General features: G+C 72.6%; 20 protein-coding genes. 12 read left to right on the top strand and 8 right to left on the bottom strand.

What is annotated here, in order from left to right; genetic code table 11:
- Window positions 1–97 precede the first annotated feature (97 nt).
- Together ACH34Q_RS01800 and ACH34Q_RS01795 are read right to left on the bottom strand one after the other, a co-directional pair.
- Window positions 98–1,654 (bottom strand): glycerol-3-phosphate dehydrogenase/oxidase, encoded by a 1,557-nt coding sequence (locus ACH34Q_RS01800; protein ID WP_395980895.1) that lies wholly within the window; start codon window positions 1,652–1,654, stop codon window positions 98–100.
- The gene (locus tag ACH34Q_RS01795) at window positions 1,651–2,247 is read right to left on the bottom strand and encodes a TetR/AcrR family transcriptional regulator (protein ID WP_395980894.1); all 597 of its coding nucleotides are present in this window, start codon (window positions 2,245–2,247) and stop codon (window positions 1,651–1,653) included. Before ACH34Q_RS01795 ends, ACH34Q_RS01800 begins: the two co-directional genes overlap by 4 nt.
- A gap of 17 nt (window positions 2,248–2,264) precedes the next feature.
- Between ACH34Q_RS01795 and ACH34Q_RS01790 the strand changes: the two genes are divergently transcribed.
- The 7 genes from ACH34Q_RS01790 to ACH34Q_RS01760 all read left to right on the top strand — a co-directional run bounded on the left by ACH34Q_RS01790 (window position 2,265) and on the right by ACH34Q_RS01760 (window position 11,712).
- A complete protein-coding gene (locus ACH34Q_RS01790) occupies window positions 2,265–3,878 on the top strand; it encodes an FAD-binding oxidoreductase (protein ID WP_395980893.1) in 1,614 nt (537 codons plus the stop codon).
- Between the two features lie 2 nt (window positions 3,879–3,880).
- Window positions 3,881–4,771, top strand: coding sequence for a diacylglycerol/lipid kinase family protein (locus ACH34Q_RS01785; RefSeq protein WP_395980892.1), 891 nt, complete (start codon window positions 3,881–3,883; stop codon window positions 4,769–4,771).
- Between the two features lie 437 nt (window positions 4,772–5,208).
- Window positions 5,209–5,673 carry a DUF485 domain-containing protein gene (locus tag ACH34Q_RS01780; protein WP_395980891.1) on the top strand — a complete coding sequence of 155 codons (465 nt, stop codon included), beginning with the start codon at window positions 5,209–5,211 and terminating at the stop codon, window positions 5,671–5,673.
- A gap of 41 nt (window positions 5,674–5,714) precedes the next feature.
- Window positions 5,715–7,349, top strand: coding sequence for a cation acetate symporter (locus ACH34Q_RS01775; RefSeq protein WP_395981072.1), 1,635 nt, complete (start codon window positions 5,715–5,717; stop codon window positions 7,347–7,349).
- A gap of 93 nt (window positions 7,350–7,442) precedes the next feature.
- Window positions 7,443–9,050 carry a metallophosphoesterase family protein gene (locus ACH34Q_RS01770; protein ID WP_395980890.1) on the top strand — a complete coding sequence of 536 codons (1,608 nt, stop codon included), beginning with the start codon at window positions 7,443–7,445 and terminating at the stop codon, window positions 9,048–9,050.
- Window positions 9,051–9,214: 164 nt separating this feature from the next.
- On the top strand, window positions 9,215–9,724 hold the full coding sequence (locus tag ACH34Q_RS01765) for a DUF4234 domain-containing protein (protein ID WP_395980889.1): 510 nt from the start codon (window positions 9,215–9,217) through the stop codon (window positions 9,722–9,724).
- A gap of 113 nt (window positions 9,725–9,837) precedes the next feature.
- On the top strand, window positions 9,838–11,712 hold the full coding sequence (locus tag ACH34Q_RS01760; RefSeq protein ID WP_395980888.1) for a bifunctional 3'-5' exonuclease/DNA polymerase: 1,875 nt from the start codon (window positions 9,838–9,840) through the stop codon (window positions 11,710–11,712).
- Window positions 11,713–11,725: 13 nt separating this feature from the next.
- On the opposite strand, the gene ACH34Q_RS01755 is transcribed toward ACH34Q_RS01760, so the two are convergent.
- From ACH34Q_RS01755 to ACH34Q_RS01735, 5 genes are all read right to left on the bottom strand, one after another.
- Window positions 11,726–12,568 carry an ABC transporter ATP-binding protein gene (locus ACH34Q_RS01755; RefSeq protein ID WP_395980887.1) on the bottom strand — a complete coding sequence of 281 codons (843 nt, stop codon included), beginning with the start codon at window positions 12,566–12,568 and terminating at the stop codon, window positions 11,726–11,728.
- 5 nt (window positions 12,569–12,573) lie between these two features.
- On the bottom strand, window positions 12,574–13,878 hold the full coding sequence (locus tag ACH34Q_RS01750) for a flavin-dependent oxidoreductase (RefSeq protein ID WP_395980886.1): 1,305 nt from the start codon (window positions 13,876–13,878) through the stop codon (window positions 12,574–12,576).
- Between the two features lie 64 nt (window positions 13,879–13,942).
- Window positions 13,943–14,839, bottom strand: coding sequence for an ABC transporter permease (locus ACH34Q_RS01745; RefSeq protein WP_395980885.1), 897 nt, complete (start codon window positions 14,837–14,839; stop codon window positions 13,943–13,945).
- Entirely contained in the window at window positions 14,836–15,612 is a 777-nt protein-coding gene (locus ACH34Q_RS01740; RefSeq protein WP_395980884.1) for an ABC transporter permease, read from the bottom strand. Before ACH34Q_RS01740 ends, ACH34Q_RS01745 begins: the two co-directional genes overlap by 4 nt.
- Complete coding sequence (locus ACH34Q_RS01735) at window positions 15,609–16,586, bottom strand: ABC transporter substrate-binding protein (RefSeq protein WP_395980883.1); 978 nt, start codon at window positions 16,584–16,586, stop codon at window positions 15,609–15,611. Before ACH34Q_RS01735 ends, ACH34Q_RS01740 begins: the two co-directional genes overlap by 4 nt.
- Before the next feature lie 347 nt (window positions 16,587–16,933).
- On the opposite strand from ACH34Q_RS01735, the gene ACH34Q_RS01730 reads away from it, so the two are divergent.
- From ACH34Q_RS01730 to ACH34Q_RS01715, 4 genes are read left to right on the top strand one after another with little or no spacing between them, the layout of a single operon-like run.
- Window positions 16,934–20,449: a nitrate- and nitrite sensing domain-containing protein gene (locus tag ACH34Q_RS01730; RefSeq protein WP_395981071.1), complete on the top strand. Its 3,516-nt coding sequence runs from the start codon at window positions 16,934–16,936 to the stop codon at window positions 20,447–20,449.
- Complete coding sequence (locus ACH34Q_RS01725; protein ID WP_395980882.1) at window positions 20,446–20,895, top strand: roadblock/LC7 domain-containing protein; 450 nt, start codon at window positions 20,446–20,448, stop codon at window positions 20,893–20,895. The genes ACH34Q_RS01730 and ACH34Q_RS01725 overlap by 4 nt, the downstream gene beginning before the upstream one ends.
- Before the next feature lie 30 nt (window positions 20,896–20,925).
- The gene (locus tag ACH34Q_RS01720; RefSeq protein WP_395980881.1) at window positions 20,926–21,357 is read left to right on the top strand and encodes a DUF742 domain-containing protein; all 432 of its coding nucleotides are present in this window, start codon (window positions 20,926–20,928) and stop codon (window positions 21,355–21,357) included.
- 40 nt (window positions 21,358–21,397) lie between these two features.
- Window positions 21,398–22,033, top strand: coding sequence for a GTP-binding protein (locus ACH34Q_RS01715; RefSeq protein WP_395981070.1), 636 nt, complete (start codon window positions 21,398–21,400; stop codon window positions 22,031–22,033).
- Between the two features lie 219 nt (window positions 22,034–22,252).
- On the opposite strand, the gene ACH34Q_RS01710 is transcribed toward ACH34Q_RS01715, so the two are convergent.
- The gene (locus ACH34Q_RS01710) at window positions 22,253–22,618 is read right to left on the bottom strand and encodes an STAS domain-containing protein (RefSeq protein WP_395980880.1); all 366 of its coding nucleotides are present in this window, start codon (window positions 22,616–22,618) and stop codon (window positions 22,253–22,255) included.
- Between the two features lie 200 nt (window positions 22,619–22,818).
- Between ACH34Q_RS01710 and ACH34Q_RS01705 the strand changes: the two genes are divergently transcribed.
- The gene (locus ACH34Q_RS01705; protein WP_395980879.1) at window positions 22,819–26,430 is read left to right on the top strand and encodes an AAA family ATPase; all 3,612 of its coding nucleotides are present in this window, start codon (window positions 22,819–22,821) and stop codon (window positions 26,428–26,430) included.
- The last annotated feature ends 17 nt before the right edge of the window (window positions 26,431–26,447 follow it).

Raw genomic sequence — 26,447 nt, 5'->3', positions numbered from 1 at the left:
CGCCCTGGACCTGTTCGGACCTTAGGTTAGGGTAACCTAACTCACGTTGCCCCGAATCGGCCAGGTGACACGCGTCATAGCGGAGTCATGGTCGAAATCACAGCGAAGATGTTGAGATTCCACTGCGCCGGAGCACGGCTTCGGCGGCCGGGACGGCGGCGGCGCGGTCGGCGGCGACGAGCCCGATCCGGGTCCGCCGGTCCAGCAGGTCGCCCACGTCCAGGGCCCCCTCGTGCCGTACGGCCCAGCTCAACTCCACGCCGAGGACCGGCAGCCCCGGCACCACCGGCTCCAAGGCTTCCGCCCCCTCTTCACGTGCCAGCGCGGCCAGCAGCGGTGCCTCCGTCCCGTACCGGCGCAGGAGAGAGGGAGGCGCGTCGATGCCGGTGAGGCGGTGCGGCGGCGCGGCGCCCACCAGGGGGATCCGCGCGGTACGGCTCTGCCGCTCGCAGGTGACGCGGCCGCCCGCCACCACGGCGTCGACGGCGTCCTCGGCCATCCGCCGGTACGTGGTGAGCTTGCCGCCGACAATCGTGACGACGCCGTCCGGCGAGGTCAGGACCTGGTGCCGCCGGGAGATGTCGGCCGTGAGGCCCTCCCCGTCGTCCAGCAGGGGGCGGAGCCCGGCGTACGCGCCGGCGACCTCCTCGCGCCGGATCGGCACGTCGAGCGCGGAGCCCAAGATGTCCAGCAGGAAGCCGATCTCGCTCTCGGTCGGCACGGGCACATCGGGGATCGGCCCGTGGGCCGGCTCGTCGGTCAGGCCGACATAGACCCGGCCGTCGCCTTGGGGGAGCACCAGCAGGAAGCGGCTGCCCGAACCCGGCACCGGCACGTGCATGCCCGCCGTCAGCCCGCGCAGGCTCTCGGCCCGTACGACCAGGTGCGTCCCGCGCGAGGGGCGCAGCCGTACGCCGTCCACCAGCCCGCCGGCCCACACCCCGGCCGCGTTGATCACCGACCGGGCCCGGACGGAGACCGTCCGGCCGGTCAGCTCGTCGCGGACCAGGGCGCCGTCGCCGGTCACCGTGACCGCCCGGCAGCGGGTGAGGATCCGGGCGCCGTGCGCGGCGGCCGTACGGGCGAGCGCCGTGACGAGCCGGGCGTCGTCGGACAGCTGCCCGTCCCAGGACAGCAGGCCGCCGCGCAGCCCGTGCGGGCGCAGCGCCGGGGCCACCCGGAGCGTCTCGGCGGCGGACAGGGAGCGGGGGCGCGGCAGCAGGGCGCGGGGCGTGCGGGCCGCCAGCCGGAGCGCGTCCCCGGCGGCCAGCCCGGTCCGGGTGATCGCCGCCTGCCGGTGCGACACCATCGGCGTCAGCGGCAGGACGAACGGCAGCGCGCGCAGCAGGTGCGGGGCCGTGCGCTCCATCAGGACGCCGCGCTCGACGGCGCTCTCGTACGCCACGTCCACCTGCCCGGACGCCAGGTAGCGCAGCCCGCCGTGGATCAGCTTGGAGCTCCACCGGGACGTCCCGAACGCCAGGTCGTGCGCGTCGATCGCGGCGACGCTCAGGCCCCGGGAGGCGGCGTCGAGCGCGGCCCCGGCACCGGTGGCGCCGAGCCCGATGACCAGGACGTCGACCACCTCGTCGGGGAGCGCGGCCAGCTCGCGGGCGCGGCGGCCGGCGTTCAGCGAGGAACGCGAGGGGTTCATGGGGCGAGGGTCCTCTCCAGGATGTGCGCCAGCTCGGCGTCGAACGCGTCGTCGCCCAGCTCCGGATCGGTGTCGTCGGTCATGGTGCGTCCCGACAGGCCGAAGGACTGGACCACCAGCAGCAGCGCGCGGGCCTGCCGGGCGGTGTGGCCGGTCCGGATCGAGCCGTCCCGGTGCCCCTCCCGCAGCAGCTCCTCGAACATCTCCAGGAACGCCAGCTGGCTGGCACCGCAGCGGTCGAGCATGTACGGCAGCAGCAGCTCGGGGTCGACCTCGACGATCTTCTGCAGCAGGGGGTGGGAGCGCACCGCCCCCACCCCGGCCACCAGCCCACGCACCAGCCGTTCCCGGGCCGGCCCGGTGTCGGCCGGGGGCTGCGCGCCGAGCGCGGCGGCCAGCCATTCGCGCGTCATCAGGTCGCCCACGATCGTGCGCACGTCCGGCCAGCGCCGGTAGAGCGTCATGCGGGAGACCCCGGCGCGGCGGGCGATGTCGGTCAGGGTCGTCCGGCGCACGCCCACGGCCAGCACGCAGTCGCGGGCGGCGTCCAGGACGGCATCGTCGTCGGTCCTATTGTGACGTTCTGACGTCATGTGTCACAGTGTAAGACATGGAGACGCGGGACATGCTGTGGAGCGGGTGGGGGGATCCGGCGAAGGCCACACCCCTGCCGGAGTCGGTGGCCGGGCTGCTGCGCGAGATGCTCGGCGTACGGCCGGCCGAGGCCGCGCCCGTCCCGCTGGAGGACATCGACGTGCCCGGGACGCGCCTGCCCGACGCGGTCCTGGCGGCGCTCGCCGCGGCGGCCGGCGGCGCCGAGCACGTCCGCGCCGACCCGGTGTCGCGGATCCGGCACACCCGGGGCAAATCCACCCCCGACCTGATGCGCATCCGGGCGGGCGAGACCTCGGACGCACCCGACGCCGTCGTGCTGCCCGGCTCGCATGACGAGGTCCTGGCCGTCCTGGACGTGTGCGCCGGGCATGGCGTCGCGGTCGTCCCGTTCGGCGGCGGCACCTCGGTCGTCGGCGGGCTCGCCCCTCAGGGAGTGGACGCGTTCATCGCGCTCGACCTGCGCCGGATGGACGCGCTCGTCTCGGTCGACCCCGTCTCCCGTACGGCCGTGTTCCAGCCCGGACTGCGCGCCCCGCGCGCCGAGGAACTGCTGCGCGAGCACGGCTTCACCCTGGGGCACTTCCCGCAGTCGTACGAGTGGGCGACCATCGGCGGGTTCGCGGCGGCGCGGTCGAGCGGGCAGGCCTCGGCCGGGTACGGGCGCTTCGACGACATGGTCACCGGGCTCACCGTCGCCACCCCCCGGGGAACGCTCGACCTGGGCCGCGCGCCCCGTTCCGCCGCCGGGCCCGACCTGCGCCAGCTCGTGCTCGGCTCGGAGGGCGCGTTCGGCGTCATCACCTCGGTGACGGTACGGGTCAGGCCCGTACCGGAGGCGGTCGCGTACGAAGGCTGGCGCTTCCCCTCGTTCGAGGCGGGCACCGCGGCGCTGCGCCGGCTCGCCCAGGACGGACCGCTCCCGGTCGTCCTGCGCCTGTCGGACGAGACCGAGACGGCGATCGGGCTCGCCGACCCCGCCGCCATCGGCGCCCTGTCCTCCGGGACGGCGGGCTGCCTGGCGGTCCTGGGGTACGAGGGGACGCCCGAGGAGATCGCCATCCGTCGCGATGCCGCACACGTCGTCCTGCCCGAACTGGACGGTGAGCCGCTCGGCGCCGAGCCGGGGGACAAGTGGCGGCACGGCCGCTTCAACGCCCCGTACCTGCGCGACTCGCTGCTGGACGCCGGGGCCTTCGCCGAGACGCTGGAGACCGCGACGTTCTGGTCCGGCATCCCCGAGCTGTACGCGGCGGTCCGGACCGCGCTCATCCGCGTGCTGTCGGGCGGGGGCACACCGCCGCTGGTGATGTGCCATATCTCGCACGTCTATCCGGCCGGGGCCTCGCTCTACTTCACCGTCGTGGCGGCGCAGGACCGGGCCGACGCCCTGGGGCACTGGGAGAAGGCCAAGCGCGCGGCCAACGACGCGATCATCGACGCTGGCGGCACGATCAGCCACCACCACGGGGTCGGTACCGACCACCGCGACTGGTACGCCCGCGAGATCGGCCCGCTCGGCATGGACATCCTGCGCGCGGTCAAGGACAGTGTCGATCCGCAGGGCATCCTCAACCCCGGTGTCCTGGTCGCCCCCGTACCGGAGAAGTAGCCGTGACCCCACCTCCCCGCAGGTTCACCGCGCTGGTCAACCCGTCCGCCGGCGGATCGGCCTCGGCGGCGACGCTCGTCCCGCTGGCCAAGCTGCTGCGCGAGGCCGGCGCCGAGGTCGTGGTGGAGTACAGCCGCGGCCTGGAGCACGCCACCGCGCTCGCGCGCGGGGCGGCGGAGGCCGGGCATGTGGTGCTCGGCGTGGGCGGCGACGGCATGGTCGGCTGCGTCGGCGGCGCGCTGGCCGGTACGGACGCGGTGTTCGGCATCGTCCCGGCCGGGCGCGGCAACGACTTCGCCCGGCAGCTGGCGATCCCGTCCGATCCGGAACGGCTGGCCACGCTGCTGCTGGAGGGCGAGCCGCGCGCGGTGGACACGATCGAGGCCAACGGGGTCCCGGTGCTGGGCAGCGTGTACACGGGCGTGGACGCGCTGGCCAACGACAACGCCAACAAGGCCCGGCTGCTGCGCGGCTCGGCCGCCTACACCGTCGGCGCGCTGCGGGCGGTGCTGGCCTGGCGGCCGGCCGACTACCGGATCGTGCTGGACGGCGAGGTGATGGAACGGCGCGGCTACACGGTCGTCGCCGCCAACTCCGGCTTCTACGGCTTCGGCCGCCATATCGCCCCGGACGCCCGGGTGGACGACGGGCTGCTCGACGTCGTCATCATCCGGCACGCCCCGCGGCTGCTGTTCTTCGCGGTGCTGCGCGAGCTGGCCGACGGCTCGCACGTCCGCCGGCCGCAGGTCGAGGTGCTGCGCGCCCGCGAGGTGCGGATCGAGCTGCGCACGCCGGACCGGACGCTGCCGTACGGCGCGGACGGCGAACTGCCGGGAACACTCCCCGTGACCGTCCGGATCATGCCCGGCGCGCTGCGGGTTCTGGCTCCCTGAGACCGGCCACCGCCGGGCTCCACGATCTTTGGCGACGGCGTATAGGTCGGTTTACGCCCGCATTACGGGCGCCCGGATAGCGTGGACATCGTCCCTCTTCAGGGACCTTCGGGTCGCTTGCGGAGGCATCATGAGAAGGCGAGGATTCGCCGTTCTGGGGGGACTCATGATGCCCGCAGGCACCCGGGTCGTGAGGACGCCGGTGGCCACTCGATGGCGCCGGCGTCCGTCGTTTCCGGCCTCATGATCCACAAGGGTCGTCACGCTCTGTAAGATCAATGTCTCGGTCCGGCATCGAGGGCGCATCGACCGGATCACCACCTCTACTGTGCCCGGCCAAGTTCTTGGTCAAATGGCTCCCCACCGGCCCTGCCGGTGCCGCCATGCCACCGCCGAGGGCGATGACATGGCGGGGTGACCCTTTGCCGGAGGTGTGTGTGAAATCGGACTCCCCAGAGCCCGCGGGGCCGGAACCCGCCGCCGGAAGCGGCAGGCTCGACCACGCGGCCTTCATCGAGATGCATCAGAGCCCAGAGTTCCAGCGGCTCAAGAGCAGCTTCCGCCGCTTCGTGTTCCCGATGACCGTGGCGTTCCTCTCCTGGTACCTGCTGTACGTGGTGCTGTCGGCGTACGCGCGCGGCTTCATGGGCACCAAGGTCGTCGGTGAGATCAACGTCGCGCTGATCTTCGGCCTGCTGCAGTTCCTGTCCACGCTCCTGATCGCCTGGGCGTACGAGCGGCACGCGCGCCGCAAGCTGGAGCCGCTCGCCGCGCTGGTCGTCCAGCCGGTCGTCGGAGGCCGGCCGGGTACCGAGAGCGCGCCGGGCGCCGATGGCGGCACGGACGGCGCCGACCGTCCGGGCAGCGCCGACCGTCCGGACACCGAGGAGGAGGGCAAGTGACCGGATTGCTCGCCGGGCCGCTGCAAGCGGTCCCGACCGGAGTGCTCGCCGCGCCCGCCGAGAACGAGCACCGCGTGTTCTCGCTGGTCCTGTTCGGCCTGTTCGTCGGCCTCACGCTCTGGATCACGATCTGGGCCAGCCGGCAGACCCACACCGCCGCCGACTACTACGCCGGCGGCCGCTCGTTCTCCGCCCTGCAGAACGGGCTGGCGATCGGCGGCGACTACATGTCGGCCGCCTCGTTCCTCGGCATCGCCGGGATGTTCGCGCTGTCGGGCTACGACGGCTTCCTGTACTCGATCGGGTTCCTGGTGGCCTGGCTGGTGGCGCTGCTGCTGGTCGCCGAGATGCTGCGCAACTCCGGCCGGTTCACGATGGCCGACGTGCTGGCGTTCCGGATGCGGCAGCGGCCGGTACGGGCCGCGGCCGGCATCTCCACCATCGTGGTGTCGATCTTCTATCTGCTGGCCCAGATGGTCGGCGCGGGCGCGCTGGTCGCGCTGCTGCTGGGCGCCGAGGGCGAGGCCGCCAAGATCTGGACGATCGTGGTGGTCGGGGCGCTGATGATCTTCTACGTCACGGTCGGCGGGATGAAGGGGACCACCTGGGTCCAGATCGTCAAGGCCGTGATGCTGATGAGCGGCGCGGCCGTCATGACGGTGTGGATCCTGGCCAAGTACGGCTTCAACCTGTCCACGCTGCTGGGCGCCGCCGCCGACGCCAGCGGCAAGGGCGACGCGTTCCTGCAGCCGGGGCTGAAGTACGGGGCCACCGACCTGTGGTCCAAGCTCGACCTGCTCTCGCTCGGCCTGGCCCTGGTGCTGGGCACCGCCGGGCTGCCGCACATCCTGATCCGCTTCTACACCGTGCCCAACTCCAAGGCCGCCCGTGCCTCGGTGAACTGGGCGATGGGCATCATCGGCGTGTTCTATCTGATGACGCTGGTCATCGGGTTCGGCGCGGCGGCCCTGGTCGGCGGCAAGGCGATCGCGGCGCAGGACTCGGGCGGCAACACGGCGGCCGTCCAGGTCGCCGAGCATCTGGGCGGCGGTCCCGGTTCCACCGGCGGCGCGATCTTCCTGGCGATCATCGCCGCGGTGGCGTTCGCGACGATCCTGGCCGTGGTCGCGGGGCTCACGCTGGCGTCCTCGTCGTCGTTCGCGCACGACATCTTCGCCAACGTGTTCAAGCGCGGCACGGCCAGCGAGCGCGACGAGGTGCGGATGGCGCGGATCGCCGCGCTGGTCATCGGCGCGATCGCGATCGTGCTGTCCATCTTCGCGCGCGGGCTGAACGTGGCGTTCCTGGTGGCGCTGGCGTTCGCGGTGGCGGCCTCGGCCAACCTGCCGACGCTGCTGTTCTCGCTGTTCTGGAAGCGGTTCAACACCGTCGGCGCGGTGGCCGGCATCTACGGCGGGCTCATCTCGGCGGTCGCGCTGGTGATGTGCAGCTCGATCGCCTGGGGCGGCAAGTCGGAGACCCTTCCCAAGGGCAATCCGACCGCGCTGTTCAGCGAGACGATCGTGGCGCCGTTCCCGATGCAGAACCCGGGGCTCATCTCGATCCCGCTCGGGTTCCTGTGCGCGTACCTCGGCACGGTGCTCTCCAAGGAACGCACCGACGAGAAGTTCGCCGAACTGGAGGTGCGCGCGCTCACCGGTACGGGCGCGCACTGACGTCTCCTTCCGTCGCGGCGCCGCCCCTCAGCGGGCGGCGCCGCGGCGGTACGATCCCGTTGCCAGCGTGATCGCCCCCCACGGAGGTTGTTTGTGCACGCCGAGGACGCGGTGGAATCGGAGCGAGCACCGGACAACTCGCGTACCTCCGAGGAGGGGGCCGGCTGGGCCTGCCGGACCCGGGGCGGCTTCTACGACCTGATGCCTGAGCGGGTCCCGCGTTTCTCCTGGCGCCGCCCCCTGGTGCTGTGGCGCTCCCGCAACGACGTCATCGCCGAGCTGTTCGGCGACCCGTCCAACGGCATCCGCCGCCGCTGCATCGCAGCGCTGGCCGAGCGCGGTACCCGCGCCGGTTTCACCATGCACCGCCCGGACGAGTCGTTCTCGTTCCTGGTGCTGGGCGACCCGGGCGAGGGGGACCGGTCGCAGTACGCGGTGGTGCCGCCGATGCTGAAGGCGGGCGCGGGCACCGACTTCATGGTCGTCGCCAGCGACGTCATCTACCCGACGGGTGAGGCGGCCGACTACCCGGACAAGTTCTTCCGCCCGTACCGCGACTACCCGGCGCCGATCTACGCCGTGCCGGGCAACCACGACTGGTACGACGGGCTGCGCGGCTTCCTGCGGGTGTTCTGCGATCTCGACATGGACTGCGCGCCGGAACCGTGGCGCGGCCCGTTCGGCCCGGTGGCCCGGCTGCTGTGGCGCCGGCCCGGCGACATCGACGAGCAGGCCCTCGCACAGGCCTGGGAGCGTTACCGGGGCGCGCCGGAGCAGCGCTCCGTGCAGCCGGGCCCGTACTGGGCCATCGACACCCCGTCGCTGCGCATCGTGGCGGTCGACACCGGCATCACCGGCGGCATCGACCGCGCCCAGGGGGCGTGGCTGCGCGAGGTGTCGGCCGGGCCCAAGCCCAAGCTGCTCATCACCGGCAAGCCGCTGTACGTGGACGACCGCGCCGAGCCCGGGCCGATCGAGGGCGGCGGTACGGTCGACGCGATCGTCAAGGATCCGGCGCACCACTACGTGGCGGCCATCGGCGGCGACATCCACAACTACCAGCGCTATCCCGTCCAGGTGGGGGACCGGACGCTGCAATACGTGGTGTCGGGCGGTGGCGGCGCGTTCATGCACGCCACGCACACGATCCCCAAGACCCATCTGGTCGACGAGGACGACTTCCGCTGCTACCCGCTGCGCGGCGACTCGCTCTCGCGCTACAGCAAATTGTACGGCCGGGTGCTGCGCCTGCCGCGGCTGTTCGAGCTGTCGCCGCAGGAGGCGACGCAGGTCGTCCGGCACCGGCTCGGCATCACGCCCGGGCGCGGCTACGACGGCACCGGGTCGCCGGCGTCGTCCGCCAAGGGCCTGGACGGCACCGGCATGCAAGGTGATGGCGGGACGGCCCTGCCGGCCGCGACGGGCACGCCGCCGTGGCGCGCGCGCTTCGTCGCGTGGGTGCTGGGTGTACCGCGCAACGGGCGGCGGCGGCGCGGGATCACGCGGCTGCCGGTACGGAAGGTCCCGCAGCGGTTCCGGTCGGAGATGGCCGACTGGGACCGGCCGCCGTTCTTCAAGAGCTTCCTGCGCGTGGACGTCACCGAGACGGAACTGCGCATCCGGTGCTATGCCGTGACCGGGTGCGGCGACCACGAGGCCCGCCCGCCGTGCGAGGACGAGGTGACGATCGCGCTGCGATAAAGGCCCTGACCGGTCGAAACGGGAGAATCAGCGTTAATTAGCCGAGAATTTGGGCGTTCTTGCCGTATGGGACGGTTCGCCGTCGTACAGTCGGACGTCATCCAAGATCGCCGACATCCGGGCGCCGGGCCGCAGGGCCACGCCTATCGGGAGAGAACACCAGAATGAGCTACCCCCACAAGGGCCAGGGCCAGGCGCAGCCCTACCAGCAGCAGCCGTACCAGGGCCAGCAGGCGCCCGTACCGGCCCAGCAGCAGGCGCCGGCCGCCGTCGCGGCCGGTTACAACATGAAGCGCCGCAACCCGGCCGCCGCCTGGCTGGGCCTGCCGATCATCACGTTCGGCATCTACGGCCTGGTCTGGTTCTTCAAGGTGCACGCCGAGCTGTTCAACTACGACCGCCGCGTCGGCGACTCGGCCACCAACGCGCTGCTGTCCATGCTCTTCGGGGCGGTCACGCTGGGCATCTGGCCGCTGGTGATGTACGTCAAGCTCGGCGGCCGGATCGCCCAGGCGCAGCGCGCCGCGGGCCTGCAGCCGTCCTGCAGCGGCGGCATCGGCTTCCTGCTCGGCATCATCGGCTTCGGGGTGCTGTACTACCAGATCCAGCTCAACAAGATCGTGGACCGGTACGGGGACACCCCCGCCGGCCAGCAGGTCTCCCTGGCCGCCTGACGATCCGTCGGCGCACCGGACACGACCGCCCGGTGCTTCACGCAGAGCCCCTCCGGCCTCCGGGCCGGAGGGGCTCTGCGCTTTTTGTCGGTGGCCGCGTCCACAATGGGCGGGTGAGGATCGCGGTGGCGGCCGGGCCGGACGGTGGTGGGGTGCTGCGGAGCCTTGCCGAGGACGGCACGCCCGCCGGTCCGTGCGAGACCGTTCCCGACCTGGTGGCGGCCATCGCCGCCCGCGAGCGGGCCGAGTCCCCGCGCTGGGTGTGGCCCGCCACCGCCCGGATCTATCCCCGGCTGCTGGACGCCGGGGTCCGGGTCGGCCGGTGCCACGACCTCGAGCTGGCCGAGACCCTGCTGCTCGGCCACGCGGGCCGCTACGGGGAGCCGCGATCGGTACGGGCCGCGTGGGCCCGGCTGCGCGGCGAGCCCGTCCCCGCGGACCCGCCGCCCCCGGCCGAGGTCCTCCCGCAGGGCTCGCTGTTCGATGCCGCGTCCCTGCTCGGAGGCCAGGACCAGACCACCGGCCAGGCCGGGCTCACGACCACCGAGCCCGCCAACACCGTGCCCGCCACCACCGGGCCCCCCAACACGGCGCCTGCCACCACTGAGCCTGCCACCACTGAGCCCGCCACCATGGTCCCCGCCACCACTGGCGACCCTGATCCCGGTGGCACCGGCGAGATGGAGCGCGTCGTGGCCGTGCACGCCGAGCAGCAGCGGCGGATCGCCGGGCTGCCCGGCTTCGCGCTGCTGGCAGCGGCCGAATCGGCGGGCGCGCTCGTGGCCGCCGAGATGAGCCATGACGGGCTGCCCTGGTCGGCCGAGCTGCAGGACGCCCTGCTCACCGAGATGCTGGGCCCGCGCCCGTCCGGTGGCATGCGGCCGCGCAAGCTGCAGTCCCTGGCCGACCGCATCAGCGCCGCGTTCGGTCTCCGCACACCGGTCAACCCCGACTCTCCGGCACAGATCCTCAAGGCGTTCGCGTCGGTGGGGCTGCCCATCACCTCCACCCGCGCGCACGTGCTGAAGCGGCTCGACCATCCGGCGGTGCCGCTGCTCCTGGAATACAAGGAGCTGTCCCGGCTGCACACCGCGCACGGCTGGTCATGGGCCGACACCTGGGTGAGCGGCGGGCGGTTCCGTCCCGAGTACGTCGTCGGCGGGGTGGTCTCGGGCCGCTGGGCGACCAACGGCGGCGGCGCGCTGCAGATCCCGAAGGTGCTCCGCCAGGCCGTGGTCGCCGATCCGGGCTGGTCGCTGGTCGTCGCCGACGCCGCGCAGCTGGAGCCCCGGGTGCTGGCCGCGCTGGCCGGCGACCGCGCGTTCACGGCGGCCGCCGCCCAGGGCGATCTCTACGCCGCCCTGTCGGACGCCTTCCACGGCACCGCCGGCGGCGGGACGAGCGCCCGCGACAAGGCCAAGATCGCCCTGCTCTCGGCGATGTACGGCGGCGGCACGGGGGAGGCCGTCCAGCTGCTGGCGGTGCTCAAGAGCCGGTTCCCGCAGGCGTTCGGCTACGTCGAGGCCGCCGCCCGGGCGGGTGAGCGGGGCGAGCTCGTCCGGTCCAGGCTGGGCCGCACCTGCCCGCCGCCCTCGGCCGGCTGGCGGCGGCTGACCTCCGAGGGCGACGACCCCGCCGACCCGGCGGCCGAGCCCGACGAGGGGCGGTCCCGCCAGGTCACCGCCGCGCAGGCGCTGCGCGCGCGAGGACGCTTCACCCGCAACTTCGTCGTCCAGGCCACGGCCGCCGACTGGGCCCTGGCCCTGCTGGCCACGCTGCGCCGCCGGCTGACCGTGCTCGGGCCGCCCCGCCTGGTCTTCTTCCAGCACGACGAGGTCATCGTGCACACCCCCGCCGGCCTGGCCGACCAGGTCGCCGAGGCGATCCGCGCCTCGGCGCGCGAGGCCGGCCACCTGCTGTTCGAGCGGACCCCGGTCGTGTTCCCGATGGAGATCGCGGTCGTCGACCGCTACGCCGACGCCAAGTGACCCGGGCGCTCGCTCACGACTTGTCGAGCGACGGCTTCTCCTGCCCGGCGGGCACCTTCGCCTCCGGTTCCACGTCCGCGACGGCCTTCGCGTCGATGTCCGTGCCCTGGGCACTGCCGCGTACCAGGCGGCCCACCTCGGCGCGCAGCCGGACGAACTCCGGCAGCCCCCGGGTCTCGATCTGGTCGCGCACGGCGGGGAGTCCGACCGGCAGTTCCGCGCGGACGCGGCCCGGGTTGCGGGCCAGCACCACGACCCGGTCGCCCACATAGACGCTCTCGTCGATGTCGTGGGTGACCAGCAGGATCGTCATTCCGGCGTCCCGGTGCACCCGCAGCACCAGGTCCTCCAGATCCTCGCGGGTCTGGGCGTCGACCGAGCCGAACGGCTCGTCCATCAGCAGCAGCGTCGGCCGGTAGGCGAGCGCGCGGGCGATGGAGACCCGCTGCTGCATGCCGCCCGACAGCTGCCAGGGGTACTTGCGGGCGGCGTCGGCCAGGCCGACCTCCTCCAGCGCCTCCTGCGCGGTGGCGTGCCGCTCCTTCCTGCCCTTGCCGCGGCGCCGCAGCGGGAGCGCCACGTTGTCGCGGACGCTCAGCCAGGGCAGCAGGGAGCGGCTGTAGTCCTGGAAGACCACGGCGAGGTCGTCGGGTACGCCGTCGATCGGCGTGCCGTTGAGCACGACCTTGCCGCTGGTGGGGGGCACCAGCCCGGCGATGCAGCGCAGCAGCGTGGACTTGCCGCAGCCGGACGGGCCCACGATGCTGACCAGTTCCCCGGCGGCGACCTTGAGACTGAGGTCGGCCAGGACGGTGTGGTCGCCGTAGCGATGTGTCAGTTCGTTGAGTTCGAGCATGTCCTTCACCTGCTGGCTCGGCGCGCGTACGCGGAGGTGGGAGCGGCCGCGGTGACGGCCCAGGGGGAGTCGTGATTCAGGTCGTCGGTGTGGGTGATGGTCTTGTAGCCGTCGGCCAGGGGCGCGAGCTCGTCCGGGGACAGGACGTCCTCGATCCGGGCGAAGCCGTCCGGGGCGCGCTCGGCCACGGTGTGCAGGATGGCGTCGCCCGGGTTGGCGCGGTTGGCGAGCACGATGGCGTTCACGGTCTCGCGCCGCGCGGCGTCGTAGGCGGCCAGGCCCTCCTCGGGAGTGGAGGCCCGGGCCAGCTCGTACGCCAGCACCCGCGCGTCGATGACGGCCTGCGATCCGCCGTTGGAGCCGAGCGGGTACATGGGGTGCGCCGCATCACCGAGCAGCGTCACCCGTCCCCGGCTCCAGAACGGCAGTGGCGCGCGGTCCACCATCGGGTACTCGAGGATCTCGGCGGCGCCCCTGAGGAGTCCCGGGACGTCCAGCCAGGGGACGTTCCAGCCCTCGAAGTGGGGCAGCACGTCCTCCAGCCGTCCCTCGCGGTTCCAGTCAGGGACCTCGGTCAGGCCGGCCGCCCCGGCGGGCCGCTCCCGGATCTCGGCGACCCAGTTCACCAGCGCGCGGCCGCGGTCGTCGGCCTCCCGGGAGACGGGATAGCAGACGAACTTGGTCGCGTGGTTGCTGCCGAGGATGGCCATGGTGCGCCCGCCGAGGAACGGGCCGGCCTCGGTCGTGCCGCGCCAGAGCCGGACGCCGTTCCACAGCGGGCCGCCCTCGCCCGGGTGCAGCCGCTCGCGCACCGACGAATGGAGCCCGTCGGCGCCCACGAGGACGTCGGCCCGAACCTCCGAGCCGGCGCCGGTGTCCTGGTCACGCAGCCGGACGGTGACGCCGGTGCCGTCGTCGTCGAAACCGGTGAGGGCCGTCCCGGTACGGATCGCGTCCGCGCCGAGACGTTCCCGCACCGCTTCCGACAGCATCATCTGCAACCGGCCGCGATGCACGAAGTACTGCGGCCAGCGGTAGCCCAGGGCCGTTCCGCGGCCCTCGCCCCACACCCGGTCGCCGTGCCGGTCGAAGTGGACCAGCTCTTCGGCCGGTAGCCCGGTCCCGGCCAGCGCGTCGCCGAGCCCGAGCTCGGTCAGCTCGCGTACGGCGTGCGGCAGCAGGTTGATGCCCACGCCCAGCGGCCGCAGCCGCCGCGCGGACTCCACCAGCTCCACCTCGACGCCGGCGGCGTGCAGGCTCAGCGCCGTGCTGAGCCCGCCGATGCCGGCGCCCGCGATCAGTACGCGCATGCCTTGCCTGTCTCCATTCTTATTGTCCGTGTCGTCCAAGACCTCGGGCCGGGAGGGGGAGCGGTCAGTCGGCGAGCCGCCTGGCTCCGACATGCCAGCCGAGAACGCGCCGTTCCACCACCAGGAACAGCAGGTTGAACAGGCAGCCGAGCACGCCGAGCAGGACGATGCCCGCCCACATGTCGGCCATCTGGAAGCTCTGCTGGGCGATGATGATGTGGGCGCCGATGCCGGCGGCCTGGCCGATCAGCTCGGAGATGACCATCAGGATCAGCGCGAAGCCGAGGCTGACCCGCAGGCCGGCGAAGATCTTCGGTGCCGCGGAGGGCAGGATCACCCGGCGCAGCCGGAGCAGGCCGGTGATGCCGAAGACCCGCGCGGTGTCCAGCTGAAGCCGGTCCACGGTGCGCATGCCGTCGATGGTGTTGAGCAGGATGGGCCAGATCACCCCGAACGCGATCGTGGTGATCTGCAGCGGGCCGTCCAGGTCCAGGATCACCATCAGGAACGGGATGAGCGTGGGCGGTGGGATCGCCCGGCCGAACTGCAGCACCGGCTCCAGCACGTCGCCCAGCTTCTGCGAACGGCCGATGACCAGCCCGAGCGCGATACCGCCCACCGCGGCGATCAGCCAGCCGGCGAACAGGTTCGTGAAGCTGGGCCTGAAGTCGTCGATCGCCTTCTGGGTCAGGAAGAAGCGGTCGACCGGGCCGGAGAACCAGATGTCGTACAGCGCCCGGACGATCTCCGAGGGCGGCGGGAAGAAGGCCGCGCCCGCGGCCCTGGAGGCGCCTTCCCAGAGCGCCACCAAGAGCGCGAACAGCCACAGCCGTCCCGCGCCCGCGAGCAGCACCCGCAGCACGCGGCCGGCGCCCTTGCGCCCGGTGCCCTTACGCTCGGGGCCGGTGCGCGCGGACCCGCCCGCGGTGGTCGTGCGTACGGCGGTCTCGGTCTCGCTCACGTCGCCCCCGTTCCATGCCAGCGGAACGCGCGGCGTTCCATCGCGACCATCAGGGCGTTGGCGATCAGGCCGAGCATGCCCGCCCAGACCGCTCCGGCCAGCATCAGGTCGGTCTGCCCGCCGCCCGTCTGGCTCTCCATCAGGAAGCCGCCCACGCCCTCGCCCGCCCCGGCCACCAGTTCGGTGCTGACGACGACGACCAGGCCGACCGACAGCGCGATCCGCACGCCGGTGGCCACGAACGGCGCCGCGCTCGGCAGGCTCACCCGCAGCAGCACGGCCAGATTGCCGAAGCCGAAGCTGCGGAGCGTCTCCTTGGCGACGGGGTCCACGTCGCGCAGCGCGTAGAGGGTGTTGATGAGGATGGGCCAGGCGCAGGCGTAGAACACCAGCGACATCTTCGACTGGGTGAGCGAGCTGAACGTGACCAGCGCCAGCGGGATCAGCGCCAGCGACGGGACCGGCCGCATCAGCTCCACCACGAGCCGGGCGGCGTTGTTGAGCCACGGGGTGGCGTTGAGCAGCAGGCCCAAGGCCACCGCCACCACCGTGGCCAGCAGCAAACCACCCAGCCAGGCGCGCACGGTGTCCATGACCGCGGTCAGGTACTCGGTGTCTGCGGCGAGTTCCGCCGCGCTCAGCAGAACGGTCGACGCGGGCGGGACGTCCTCGGGATCGACGAGCCCGGTCCGGACGACCAGCTCGGCGATCACGATCGCCCCGACCACACCGGCCGTTCCGCGCGCGACGCGCGCCGGCTGGGCCTTCCTCATCCGTTCTGCAGGACGAGCGGCTTCACGTCCAGGTCCTGCTTGAGGTACCCGAACTGCCGCATGACGTCGGCGACCCGCTGCAGCCGGGTGGCGCTGGTCGACGTCGGGAAGTTGTTCAGGTTGATCACGCTGACCATCTTGGCGTCCAGCTTGGTGAACTTGGGCATGGCCTCCTGCAGCACCGCGCGGTCACCCGCGAGGGCCTGGGCCTTCACCAGGGCGCGCTGGAACGCGGCCACCGTCTTGGGGTTCTTGGTGGCGAAGTCCTCGCTGGAGGCGAACCCGGTGATCGGGAAGTCCTTGGTGGGACCGCTGGAGAAGTCGGTCAGGATGCGCGCGCCCAGCTTCTGCTGGATCTGCGTGACGAACGGCTCGGGCACGATGACCGCCTCCACCTTGCCGCTCTTCAGCAGCGACTCCTGCTGGGGGAACGGGGCGACGACGACGTCCTTGGTCTCGTCCACCTCGACCCCGTGGGGCTGCAGGGTGGCGCGCAGCAGGAGGCTGTTCTGGTTCCCGCGCGCGTTGGTGCCGATCTTCTTGCCGGCCAGCTCCTTGGGGGACTTGATGGTCGAGTCCTTGGCGACCAGCACGCCGTTGAGGTTCTTGGTCATGGAGGACGCCTCGGCCACGATGCGCAGCTTGTAGGCGCCGCTGGCGTGGGCCTGGATGATGCCCACGTGACCGCCGTGCGCGATGTCGAGGCTGCCGCCCTTGAGCTTGGGCAGCGCGTCGGCGGCGCCGGTGACGGTCTGCATCTTCACGTCCAGGCCCTCGGCCTTGAAGAAGCCCTTGGAGATGGCGATCTGCACACCGGCGCCCTCGGTGATGGGCATCACCCCGACGGTGATCTCGGACTTCTCCAGGCCGTTGGCCGAAGCCTCGTCACCGCCGCCGCAGGCGGTCAGCGTGAGCGCGAGCGAGCCGGCGAGCGCACCGGCGAGCCAGGTACGCCGGGTTTGAGCGAAACGCATCGAGCGCTCCTTCAGGGGGATTGTTATGGGGGTTCTGCCGTGAGTCGGCATGATCGTGCGGACTCTAGCCTAGCTACCCTCGGTAACCCTTGAACGTTGTCCCGATGTTTATGTACGTGATACGCAAAACGGTCAAACAGGTCAATACTCCTCAAAAAACCACCAAACGGGCTGAAGTGTGAAATGGGCCATCTTGAGGTTTGTTCTTGGGATTACTCTGTGCTGCAATGACCCTCGCCCCAGAGGTGACGGTAGGCCACGGGAACCCCGCGCCGGCGGGGCGGCGATCCAGTGTGCGGACGGCCGAGGACCCGTGAAGAAGGTGATGGAGGGACGTGCGACCAGCAATGGAGCAGGACCGCGAGAGGGGTCCGGATGCTCGCTCCCTCACACCCGACGGCGAGGATAAAGCCGGTCAGGTTCCCGGACGACGTCGATTCAGGCTTGCCAACACCCGTGTGACCACGCGCCTCGTGGTGCTGATCCTCATTCCCGCCGTGCTGGCGGGAATTCTGGCCGGACTTCGCGTGCGCGACGGTGTGGTCGAGGCGGGCGTCTATACGAGAATCGAACAACTGGCTACGCTGAGTGACCGTGTGGGTGGGCTCGTACAGGAGCTTGAGGACGAACGAGACCTGACAGTGCAATTCCTGACGGCTCCCAGAGCCGGCCAGGATCAGGCGCTGAAGGACCAGCAGGCCGTTACCGACCGTGCGGCCGGACAGGTCCGCGGCACGCTCGAGGGCGTCGGCGAAGGCTATTCGTCCCTGGTGATCGCCAAGATCGGCGACGTCCGCTACCGGCTCCAGTCGCTCCCCGGCGTCCGCGACATCGCCGGTGCCAAGAGCGCGTCGGCCACCTCGACCCTGGACATCTACAGCCAGCTCATCGTGGCGCTGCTGGACCTGAACGACCTGGTCGCGCAGGGCAGCCCGAGCGCCCAGGTGGCCGAGAGCACCAGGGCGTTCGCCGCCCTCGCGCGTGCGAAGGACAACGCCTCGCAGGAGCGCGCGCTCGTCGCGGCGGTCATCCTGCAGGGGCGGTTCGCCACCCCCGCCGACCGGGAACGGCTGCTGGCCACGCGCTCGCAGCACGAGAGCCAGATGGCCCTCTTCCGTACGACGGCCACCACCGAGCAGCGGCAGCTCTTCGAGGACACGGTCACCGGCCCGGAGATCGGCCAGGTCGAGGGCACCTACCAGCAGGTGCTGGTCAGCTCGGACGCCTCGGCGGCGCTGTCGGTACGGCCGCTGCGCGGGCGGGACGCGCTCGCCTGGGAGAAGGCCTCCACCGTACGGCTCGGCCAGATGCGCGAGGTCGAGCGGAGCCTGGCGTCGTCCATCGTGCGCGACAGCCGCGAGCTGAAGGACAGCGCCTACCTCGGTGTCGTCATCGACGCCACCCTGCTGCTCATCGGGCTGCTGCTGGCGGCCCTGGCCACCGGCGCCGTGGCGCGCTCGCTGGTCCGGCCGCTGCGCCGGCTGCAGATCGGTGCCCTGGAGGTGGCCGGTACCCGGTTGCCCGGGCTGGTCGACCGGCTGCGCGATCCGGAGGCCGCCGCCGAGGGCATCGAGGTCGAACCGATCGACGTCGACTCCACCGACGAGATCGGCCAGGTCGCGCGGGCGTTCGACGAGGTCCACCGGGAGGCGGTCCGGCTGGCGGCCGACGAGGCGGTGCTGCGCGGCAACATCAACGCGATGTTCGTCAACCTGTCGCGGCGCAGCCAGTCGCTGATCGAGCGCCAGCTGAAGCTGATCGAGGACCTGGAGCAGAGCGAGCGCGACGAGGAGCAGCTGGGCAACCTGTTCCGGCTGGACCACCTGGCCACCCGCATGCGCCGCAACTGCGAGAACCTGCTGGTCCTCGGCGGCCAGGACCAGGTGCGCCGGTGGAACCGCCCGGTCCCGCTCATCGACGTGGTGCGCGCCTCCCTGTCGGAGGTCGAGCAGTACGAGCGGGTGGCGCTGCGCGTCCAGGGCGACATGACCGTGACCGGAGCGGTCGTCAACGACCTCGTCCACCTGCTGGCCGAGCTGGTGGAGAACGCCACGGTGTTCTCCGCCGAGCACACCCGGGTGACGGTCTCCGGCCAGCTGCTCAGCGGCGGCGGCGCGATGCTGCAGATCACCGACGCCGGTGTGGGCATGTCGACCGAGGAGCTGGACCAGGCGAACTGGCGGCTGGCCAACCCGCCGGTCATCGACTTCTCGGCGGCCCGCCGGATGGGCCTGTTCGTGGTCGGCCGGCTGGCGGTCCGCCATGGCGTCCGGGTCGAGCTGCGCGCCGCGCAGGGCGGCGGCCTCACCGCGTTCGTGGTGCTGCCGGAGATGGTGATCACGCCCGCCGAGGGCGGCGGCGTGGGCTCGCGCGGGTTCGGGGCGATCGACGAGGGCGCCCGCTCCGCGGAGTACGCCGCGATCGCGCCCCCGCCCGGAGCGGGTGCGCCCGGCGGGCTCCCGGCCGGGCCGCCCGGCGGCGACTTCCGCCCGGGCGAGACCGGCGAGTACGGGATCCCCCGCCCGCGCGCGGGCGGATCGGGAAGCCACCGCGTCTTCGGCTCGACCGGGCCGCAGCCGATGATCGGCGACCAGGGCTGGAACGGATCGGCGCCCGGGCAGCGTCCGGGCCCCGGACGCACGGGTCCGCAGCCCATCGTCGGCGGAACGGGCCCGCACCAGCAGCCGCCCTACGGCGGCACCGGGGCACAGCCGGTCTTCGGCGAGAACGGGCAGTACCCCTCCGGCGGAACGACCGGGCCGGTACAGCCCCTGCAGCCCCTGGACCAGGGACCGCCGAACGAGCGGCCCGGACTGCGCGACCCGTACGGGATGCGCGGCGGGCAGCGTCCCGCCGACCCGCCGGGACCGGCCGACCGTCCCGGACCCCCGATGGACGAGTCGTCGTACGGCGACGACCGCGGCCGGCTCCCGCACCGGGAGCCGGGCACCCACCATCCGGCACGCGGCGGACCCGCGTCCCACGAGTCCGGTCCGCCACCCGGCGACCCGAACCGTACCGGCCCGCTGCCGCCGATGCCGGCGGTGCCCGAGGCGCAGCCGATCACGCCGGAGCCGCGACCGCGGACGCGCATTCCATGGGAGACCGGCCCGCTGCCGGAGGTCTCGCTCCCGGACCACGGTGCCTCCGACCACCGTGCCCCGGACCACAGGGCCCCCGACCACAGGGCCCCTGACCACAGGGCTCCGGACCACAGGGCTCCCGAGCAGAGGGCTCCCGACCACCGTGTTCCCGACCAGCGGGTGCCCGACCACCAGGGGTCCTTCAACGGTGTGGCCGACGGCGAAATGGGCCGTTCCATGCCCGAGCAGGGCTTGCAGGAGCAGGCCGGGCACGAGCATGATCACGAGCGAGCCACCCCGCCCGGGGTGCCGGCGCGCTCGCCGATCTTCGACGCGATGCGATCGGAGTGGTTCCAGCGCCGAACCGATCAGACACCGAGCGAGGATCCTGTGAAGGGATGGGAGTCTCCGGCCGACGCCGGGTTCCAGGCCGCCGAGGCGGTACGGGAACCGGTGGCCGGCAAGCGCACCCCGGCGGGCCTGCCCAAGCGGGTCCCCGGTAAGAACCGGGTGCCCGGCGCGGTGGGACCGCGCGCGGGGGCGTCGGGACCGCCGCAGGTGCCCGGGCCCGCGCCCGGAACGCCGGGCGGGTCGGCACCGCCGCCGGCGCCCGCTCCGTCCGCCGATACCGTGCGGAACCGGTTCGCGAGCCTTCAGCGGGGCGTCAACCGGGGCCGCGACCATATGCGCGGCTCAGGGGGCCCGGGCGACCCGTCCGGCTCCGGCACGACAGGTGAGGGCTCCGCGCAGGACGACGGAGAGAACGGAGGCACCCGGTGAGCGGGCAGGATCTCAACTGGCTGGTGACCAATTTCGCGGACCGCGTCCCCAAGGTGGCGCACGCGGTGGTGGTCTCCTCGGACGGCCTGCCGATGGCGTACTCGGCGGGGTTCCCGCCCGAGCGGGCCGACCAGCTGTCGGCCATCGCCTCGGGCCTGATGAGCCTCACCCAGGGCGCGGCGAAGATCTTCGACGCCGGCAGCGTGAGCCAGACGGTCGTGGAGATGGAGCGCGGCCTGCTGTTCGTGATGTCGATCGCCAACGGCTCGGTGTTCGCGGTGCTGGCCTCGTCCGACTGCGACCTCGGCCTGGTGGCGTACGAGATGACCCTCATGGTGGAGCGGGTGGGCCGGGTCCTGACCCCCGCGCTGCGCGGTTTCCCCGAGCAGCCGCCGTACGGGGGAGGGGCCGTTCCGGAAATGGGCACCGGACCGGCTCGTTATTGACCTTGATGGATTCTGACGGAGGTCGGCGAGATGGATCGAGGCAGTCCCTGGGGATCCGGTCCGGGTGGCCCGCCGCGCTGGTCGGGTGATCCGCGGGGCAGGTTCCCCGAGGAGTCCGACTCCAGTTCGCTGGTGCGCCCGTACGCCGTCACGGGCGGGCGCACCAGGCCGCGGTACGACCTGGCGGTCGAGGCGCTGGTCACGGCGTCGCCCTACCCGCCGCGCGACGTGGCGCAGCTGACCCCGGAGTATCGGGCGATCATGGACCTGTGCCGGTCCGCGCGCTCGGTCGCCGAGGTGTCGGCGCTGCTGCGGCTGCCGCTCGGGGTGGCCCGGGTCCTGATCGCCGACATGGCGCTCGAAGGACTGCTGCGGTTGCACCAGTCGAGTACTACCACCGCCGGCGGACAGCCGGATCTGCGTCTTCTAGAAAGGGTTCTCAGTGGCCTTCGGAACCTCTGACCAGGCGCCGCCGCCCGGCGCGTCCGGCGGGGACGTCGAGCTGACCTCGGTGAAGATCGTCGTCGGCGGCGGCTTCGGCGTGGGCAAGACGACCTTCGTCGGCTCGGTCTCGGAGATCATGCCGCTCACCACCGAGGCGGCGATGACCGCCGCCAGCGCCGACGTGGACGACCTGTCGGCGGTGCCCGACAAGACGACCACCACGGTCGCGATGGACTTCGGCCGGGTGTCCCTGGACCGCGAGCTGATCCTGTACCTGTTCGGCACGCCCGGCCAGCACCGCTTCTGGTTCATGTGGGACGACCTGGTCAAGGGTGCGATCGGCGCGGTGGTGCTGGTCGACACCCGGCGGCTGGAGGACTGCTTCGCCGCGGTCGACTACTTCGAGGAACTGGGCCTGCCCTTCGTGGTGGGCGTGAACGGCTTCAACGGCGAGTTCCCGTACGGCCCCGAGGACATCAGGGACGCCCTGTCGATCAGCGCGCACGTGCCGATCATGCAATGCGACGCGCGCAGCCGTGAGTCCACCAAGCAGATCCTCATCATGCTGGTGAAGCACGCGATGACCATGCACGCCGGCGGGGTCCCCGCCACCGGCGGCCGGATGGCCGGCCCGCCGCCGCAGCAGCAGCAGCCCGGCGGCGCCCTCGGAACGACCTCGCCCACCTGGACGTAGCTGTGTTTTAAAAGCCCCGGCCCAGGCGCTCGCCTGGCGGCTCGCACCTGACCGGTTCTTGTGTGAGCGCGGCATCGCTTCGCGATCTGCCCGGGTGAAGCTCGCCTGCGGCGTTGCTTCACCCGGGCAGGTCACGCGCTCGCGTGGTGGCTGAGGTATTTGTGACCGGGCCTGACTCGGCCGCCCAGTTCCGGTCGGCCGGTGGCCCAGTTTCCGGTGTTAGGTTCCCTGGCTTTCGGTCGTTGTGTGTACGGCTACGGCCTCGTCCACGGTTGCCACGACGGTGATCCTGCGGTGCAGGCCCATGACCTCCAGGGCGCGGCGGACGATCGGGCGCGGTGCGGCCAGGGCCAGGCTGCCGCCGTTCTCGCCGACGGCCTTGTAGCAGTCGATGATGATCGAGAGCCCGTGCGAGTCCATGAACATCAGGTCGGACAGGTCCAGCACCAGATGGTCGCCGTGCGAGGCGCGGATCGCGCGCAGCCGCTCGCGCAGGTCCTCGCCGTTGGCGATGTCGAGCTCGCCGCTGAGCCGGACGACGGCGCAGCCGTCGTGCCGGTGCGCGGTCACGTCCAGTGGTGGCACGGGGAGGACACCTCCGGTCGGGGCATTCACGGGGGCCGCGTGAATGTTTTCCATCTGACAACTATCCACGAGGATCACCTATCTGCCAACCCGGCTCCGCCCGCGCGGAAGGTGTGCCGGGCCACCCGGCGCCGTAGGGTGCTGCCAGACACGACCGACGAAGACGACGCGCGACGAGCCGGAGGAAAAGGACCTGCCGAGTGAGCCCCCCACGATTGCCGGAACACCTCGAACTGCTGCTGACCGACGAGCCCGTCCTCGACGTCTACGCGTACGGGCCGTGGCGGGTCCCCGACGGCCTGTACGAGGAGATGCGCGAGCGCGCGCTGGAGTTCAACCGCGACCCGCGCGCGGCCGTGCTCACCCGGCAGCTCAGCGAGTTCTACGGTGAGGGCACGTCGGTGGCGGGGGCCGAGCAGTGGTCGCTGCTGACGTTCCTGCTCGGGGCCTCGGCCCTGCGCGGCGGGTCCCGCGGCGACGTGGACTACGAGCTGCTGGGCGACTTCCTGGCGTCTCCCGAGCCCGCCGTACGCGACCCGCTGGGCTGGTTCACCCAGGGCGGGCGCTGGCGGCCGCCGGGCCTGTGGCTGCCCGAGCCGGCCGGGGACGATCGCGAGCGCCGCGTGGTGATGTACGAGCTGGCCCGGGCGGGCCTGGACGTCTTCGCCGGGCTGGAGCCGCTGGAGGCCCGCCGTGCCGCGCTGATGGAGGTCTTCGACCGCAGGCTCGCCGACCCGGAGCCGCGCGAGGAGGCGCTGACCGTTCCGCTGGAACGGCTCGAGGCGGTGTGGACCACCGGGCTGCCGGACCGGACGCTGGCGGTGCTGCCCGAGCTGGCCGGCCCGCTCGGTTATCTGGGCTGGGTGTGCGAGGGGCTGTCGGCCGCGCACGAGCGACTGCTGAACGCCGCCGGTCCGGGGCGTTCGCTGGAGGCGGCGCTGGCCGAGCTGATGCTGGCCGCCGAGGTGCAGGCCGCACCGGCCGAGCTGGCGGTGGCCCTCGGTACCGCGCGCTATGAGAATCTGGCCGACCGGCTGGAGGGGCTGCGGGGCGGCTTCGCCGCCGAGCCTTGGCAGCAGGAGACGCGGGCCTGGCTGGCGCGCGGCCTGGTCGCGGGCGAGGCGGACGCGTGCCGCGCCTGGCTCGACATGGCGGTCCGCGTCACCGGCGCCGTCCAGGGGCTGCCCGAGCCCACCACGAGCCCGCGCTGCCGGGTGCCGGTACGGGCGTTCCAGCACGATCTGCGGCGGCTGTTCGACCATCGCCCGATCGCGAACCCGCTGGCCGGCCGCCTCAAGCGGCACACGGCCACCGCGCCCGAAGCCGAGCCGGACGAGCCGGTGGAACGGACGGACCCGCCCGTACCGGAACCGGCCCAGATGGCCGCCGACCTGCTCGTCGGCCAGCCGGAGCTCGCCCGGGCGCTGCGGGACGCCCTCACCGCGCGGCTGGCGGGGGAGCGGCCCGCCCGGTTGCTGGTGTGCGGCTCGGAGGGCACCGGCAAGGGCACCACCGCCGAGATCCTGGAGCACGTCCTCCGCGAGCGGGGCCTGGTCCGGGAGGCGCTGTGGATATCCGACCACGTGTTCGCGTCGCTGGGCGTCAGCGACGCCGTGCTGTGGCTCCAGGCCCGGGTCCGCGAATGCGTCGAGGGCCGGCTCCTGCTGGTCGTGGACGACCTGGAGAAGCTGGTCGGGTACGAGCGGTGCGGGGCGGCGGCGCTGGAGGAGCTGCGCCGGCTCATGGCGCGCTCGCCCGGCCTGGACGTCGTCGCGCTGTGCCGTCCGGGCGGCGACCGGCGGCTGTTCGACGCCAACCCCGCGCTGGTGCGCTCCTTCGAGGTGACCCGGACCCGCGAGTTCGCCGAGGACGACCACGCCGAGCTGTTCCGCCGCGCCGTGTCCGCGCGCGGTGCCCGGGTGACCCGCGAGGTCGCCCGTACCGCCGGCGTCCTCATCACCCGGACGCCGCCGCTGCTCAACCTGCGGGGTGCCCGGCTGGTCGAGCACTTGGCCGGGCAGAGCGTCGCCGCGGCCTCCCGCCGCCAGGCGGCGGAAGATGACGCGGAGTCCACCGGGCTGGAGGTCACCGCCGCCGACCTGCCGCACCGGCTGCTCGGCGGCCGGGCGGCCGAGACCGACCCGCTGGCCGAGCTGGCCGGGATGGCGGGCATCGAGCCGGTCAAGCGGGAGATCGACGCGCTGGTCGCCGAGGCCAAGGCGGCGCGGCTGCGCCGCGAGGCGGGGATGGCGGTGGCCGCGCGGCCCCGGCACCTGGTCTTCACCGGCAACGCCGGAACGGGCAAGAGCAAGGTCGCGCAGATCCTCGGCAAGGTCTACGCCGACCTCGGTGTGCTGTCCACCGGCCACCTGTTCGAGGTGGACCGGGCCGACCTGCTGGGCGACTACTCCAGCGAGAGCGCGGTCAAGGTACGGCGCGCGGTCGAGCGGGCGATGGGCGGCGTGCTGCTCGTCCGGGACGCGCACGCGTTCGCCTCGGCGGATGCGTCCCGCGGCCGGGAGATCGTGGACGTGCTGCTCGGGGCGGTGCAGGCCCATCCCGACGACCTGGTCGTGGTGCTGACCGGCCCCGAGGCCGACCTGAACGGCCTGCTGAAGGCCCATCCCGACCTGGCCGCCTACTTCCCCCGTACGGTGCGGTTCCCCGACCTGGCCGAGGACGAGCTGGTCGAGGTGTTCCGGATCAAGGCCGCCGACACCGGCTTCGCGCTGGCCCCCGGCGTGCTGGACCGGGTGGCCGCGCTGGTCCGGGCGGCGCCGCGCGGGCGGGGGTTCGGCAACGCCCGGGTCATGCAGGGCCTGCTGGACCGGGCGGTGGCCATGCAGGGCCGCCGGGTCCTGGCCGACGGCGTGGTGGACGAGACCGAGTCGCTGGACGAGATCCTGCTCGCCGACGTCCCCGACACCCTGGCCCCCGGCCGGGACGCGGTGCCCGGCGACCCGCTGGCCGACGTGGCCCGGCTGATCGGGCTCGAGGAGATCAAGCGGGAGATCAGCGCGCTGGTCGCCGAGGCGCGCGCCGAGCAGATGCGCCGGGACGCGGGCGTACCGCTGGCCTTCCCGGCCCGGCACATGGTGTTCATGGGCAATCCCGGCACCGCCAAGACCACCATCGCCCGGCTGATCGCCGCGGTGTACGCGCAGCTGGGCCTGCTGTCGTCCGGCCATCTGGTGGAGGTCACCCGGGCCGACCTGGTGGCCGAGTTCGTCGGCCAGACCGCCCACAGGGTGCGCAGCGCGGTGGAGCGGGCGCTCGGCGGGGTGCTGTTCATCGACGAGGCGTACGCGCTGAGCGCGGCGGGCGGCGACGGCCGCGACTTCGGCCACGAGGCGGTGGCCGAGCTGCTGAAGCTGATGGAGGAGCACCGCTCGGACCTGGTGGTGATCGTGGCCGGGTACGACGCGGAGATGGAGCGGTTCCTGAAGTTCAACCCCGGGCTCGACTCCCGCTTCCCCAAGGCGCTGCGGTTCCCCGACTACACCGACGACGAGCTGGCCACGATCTTCGAGTCGATGGCCGCCGCCGCCGGCTTCGCGCTCGCCGACGGGGTACTGGCCGCGCTCCGCCGCCGGCTGGCCGGCGAGCCGCGGGGCGCCTCGTTCGGCAACGCCCGGCTGGTCCGCAACGTGCTGGAGGACGCCATCTCCCGGCAGGCGCAGCGGATCACCGCGGCCGACGACGCGCGCCCCGGCGACGTCGACGCCGCCGAGGTGCGGACGCTGCGCCCCGAGGACCTCCCCGCCGGCCCCTCCCGCCGCGAACCCGACCTGCCGACCGGCCCCTACATCTGATGTTGACTCGTGGCGTG

Source organism: Actinomadura sp. 9N407 (assembly GCF_044326315.1).
Classification (GTDB): Bacteria; Actinomycetota; Actinomycetes; order Streptosporangiales; family Streptosporangiaceae; genus Spirillospora.
The sequence above is the reverse complement of the archived record's forward strand: the minus strand, read 5'-3'. Positions and strand labels throughout refer to the sequence as shown.